This is a genomic window from Micromonospora deserti (assembly GCF_003236335.1).
Classification (GTDB): domain Bacteria; phylum Actinomycetota; class Actinomycetes; order Mycobacteriales; family Micromonosporaceae; genus Micromonospora; species Micromonospora deserti.
In genome coordinates this window covers 1-3,022 of the sequence record NZ_POUB01000434.1, presented here as the reverse complement: position 1 = coordinate 3,022, position 3,022 = coordinate 1, and the positions used below count along the sequence as shown (strand labels likewise).

The 3,022-nt window shown below is 74.4% G+C and carries 2 protein-coding genes; one reads left to right on the top strand and one right to left on the bottom strand.

The annotated features are described in order from the left end of the window. Positions 1 to 115: 115 nt before the first annotated feature. Complete coding sequence (gene gcvT, locus C1I99_RS30730) at positions 116 to 1,246, bottom strand: glycine cleavage system aminomethyltransferase GcvT (protein WP_111137652.1); 1,131 nt, start codon at positions 1,244 to 1,246, stop codon at positions 116 to 118. Between the two features lie 161 nt (positions 1,247 to 1,407). On the opposite strand from gcvT, the gene C1I99_RS30725 reads away from it, so the two are divergent. Then, positions 1,408 to 2,979, top strand: coding sequence for a leucyl aminopeptidase (locus tag C1I99_RS30725; RefSeq protein WP_111137651.1), 1,572 nt, complete (start codon positions 1,408 to 1,410; stop codon positions 2,977 to 2,979). Positions 2,980 to 3,022 lie beyond the last annotated feature (43 nt).

Below are 3,022 nucleotides of genomic sequence, written 5' to 3'. Positions count from 1 at the left end.
CCTTCGTCCAGCCCTCGGTCAAGTAGGCCCCGGGCACCTCGTTGATCATGAGGTTGGCGGCGGTGTTGATCTCAGAATTCGCCGCCAACCTCATGATCAACGAGGTGCCCGGGGCCTACTTGACCGAGGGCTGGACGAAGGGGGGTCGGGTGACCCGCATCCGGGCGCGGCGGCCACGGATGTCCACCTCGACGACGTCGCCGTCGGTGAGCTTCGGGTCGGTGCTCAGCAGGGCGAGGGCGATGCCCTGCTTCCTCGTCGGCGAGAAGGTGCCGCTGGTGATCGTGCCGACCCGCTCGTCGCCGGCGTACACCGCCATGCCAGGGCGCGGGATGGCCCGGTCGACGGCCTCCAGGCCACGCAGCGTACGGCGCGGGCCGGCGGCCTTCTCAGCGAGCAGCACGTCCCGGCCCCAGAAGGCCGGCTTGTCCCAGCCCACCGCCCAGCCGGAGCGGGCCTGCACCGGGGTGATCTCCAGCGACAGGTCCTGCCCGTGCAGCGGGTACCCCATCTCGGTGCGCAGCGTGTCCCGGGCGCCCAGCCCGCAGGCGCGCAACTCGAACGCCTCGCCGGCGGCGAAGAGCCCGTCCCACACCGCGACGGCGTGCCCGGCGGGCACCACCAGCTCGTAGCCCAGCTCACCGGTGTAGCCGGTGCGGCATACGGTCAGCTCGACGCCGTCGAGCGAGGCCGTCGAGAAACTCATGTAGTCGTGCCCGGTGGGCAGGCCCAGCGCGCCGAGCAGCTCGGCCGAGCGCGGCCCCTGCACCGCGAGGACGGCGTACGCCTCGTGCTCGTCGGTGACCGTGACCGACGGCGGCGCGGCGGCGCGGAGCCGGCGCACCACCTCGGCGGTGTTCGCGGCGTTCGGGATCAGGAAGACGTGGTCGCCGCCGTGCAGGTACGCGATGATGTCGTCCACCACGCCGCCGGTCGCCTCGTCGCAGCAGAGCGTGTACTGCGCCCGGCCCGGACCGATCCGGCCCAGGTCGTTGCTGAGGCAGGCGTTGACGAACTGCGCCGCGCCCGGCCCGGTCACCCGCGCCTTGCCCAGGTGGGAGACGTCGAAGACGCCAACCCCGGCGCGGACCGCGGTGTGCTCCCTGAGCACGCCGCCCCCGGCGTACTCCAGCGGCATCTCCCAGCCACCGAACGGGGCGAACTTGGCGCCGAGAGCGGTGTGCCGCTCGTGCAGCGGGGAACGGCGCAGCCGGGTCGCGGCGGCGCCGGAGGTCACGTCGGTCATGGGTGGCAACTTACCCGGACCTGACCGGCTGGTTAGCATCGGCGGGACCCGCCGATGCCGTCGGCGGGACAGCCCTGGCCTCCGGCAGGTACGGTCCGCCGGAGACCTTCACCGCCGGTACGCGACGATGCGGCCGGCCCGGCCCGCCCGGAGTAGCTTCAGTGACATCGCCCAGCACCACCCTCAGCCTGGTCGACACCGACCCCGCCGAGCTCGCCGTCGACGCGATCGTCGTCGGCGTGCACAGCCAGACCGGAGAGCAGGACGCCACGAGCGGCCTCGCCGGGACCCTGCTGCTCGCCACCGGCGCGGAGAGCATCGCCGCCGCCTTCGACGGCAAGCTGACCGAGACGCTGGCCCTGCTCGGCGCGACCGGCGGCCCAGGCGAGGTGGTCAAGCTGGCCACGCTGGGCACGGTGACCGCGCCGGTGATCGCCGCCGTCGGGCTCGGCCCGGAGCCGGCCGGCGCCGCCCCCGCCCCGGAGACCCTGCGCCGGGCCGCCGGCGCGGCGATCCGCGCCCTCGCCGGCGCGCCACGGGTGGCGCTCGCCCTGCCGCTGCCGGACGACGCCGACGCGCCCGCCGCGCTGCGCGCGGTCGCCGAGGGGGCACTGCTCGGCGGCTACCGGTTCGCCGGATACAAGACCCGGCCCCAGCCGACCCGCCGGGAGCCGGTGGCCGAGGTGCTGGTGGCCGTGCCGGACGCCGGTGACGCCGGCGCGCAGGCGGAGATCAGCCGGGCGCAGGCGGTCGCCGGCGCGGTGCGACGCAGCCGGGACTGGGTCAACACCGCCCCGAACGAGCTGCGCCCGCCCGCCTTCGCCGACGCGGTGGCCGAAGCCGCTCGGGAGGCCGGGCTGGACGTCGAGGTGCTCGACGAGGCGGCCCTGGCGGACGGCGGATACGGCGGCATCGTCGCGGTCGGGCAGGGCTCGGAGGCGCCGCCCCGCCTGGTCCGGCTGAGCTACACACCGGCCGGCGGCGGCAACGGCAAGCGGGTCGCGCTGGTCGGTAAGGGCATCACCTTCGACACCGGCGGTATCTCGATCAAGCCGGCGCAGGGCATGTGGGAGATGAAGTCCGACATGGCGGGCGCAGCGGCGGTCGGCGCGGCCATGCTGGCGGTCGCCGCCCTCAAGCCGTCGGTGGCGGTGACCGCGTACCTGCCGATGGCGGAGAACATGCCGTCCGGCACCTCGTACCGGCCGGGCGACGTGATCAGCATGTTCAACGGCAAGAAGGTGGAGGTGCTCAACACCGACGCCGAGGGCCGGATGATCCTCGCCGACGCGATGGCGCGGGCCTGCGCGGACGGCTGCGACTACCTCTTCGAGACCTCCACGCTCACCGGCGGGCAGGTCATCGCGCTGGGCAAGAAGATCGCCGGCGTGATGGGCACCCCGGACCTGTGCGAGCGGGTCCGCACCGCCGGGGACGCGGTGGGCGAGCCCGCCTGGCCGATGCCGCTGCCCGACGACGTGCGCAAGGGCATGGATTCCGACGTCGCCGACATCTCCCAGGTCAACGCCGGCATGGACCGGGCCGGGCACATGCTCCAGGGCGGTGTCTTCCTGCGCGAGTTCGTCACCGAGGACGTCGCCTGGGCGCACATCGACATCGCCGGCCCGGGCTACCACTCGGGTGAGCCGACCGGCTACTGGACCAAGGGCGGCACCGGCGTCCCGGTCCGCACCCTGGTCCACCTCGTCGAGGACGTCGCCGCCAACGGCTGACCGAGCCACGGCAGGGCCCCCAGCCCGCCCCGCGCGGCAGGGG

What these genes read in the sequence shown, in the direction of transcription:
- gcvT (WP_111137652.1), bottom strand. Translation starts at nt 1,246, where the DNA reads ATGACCGACGTGACCTCCGGCGCCGCCGCGACCCGGCTGCGCCGTTCC.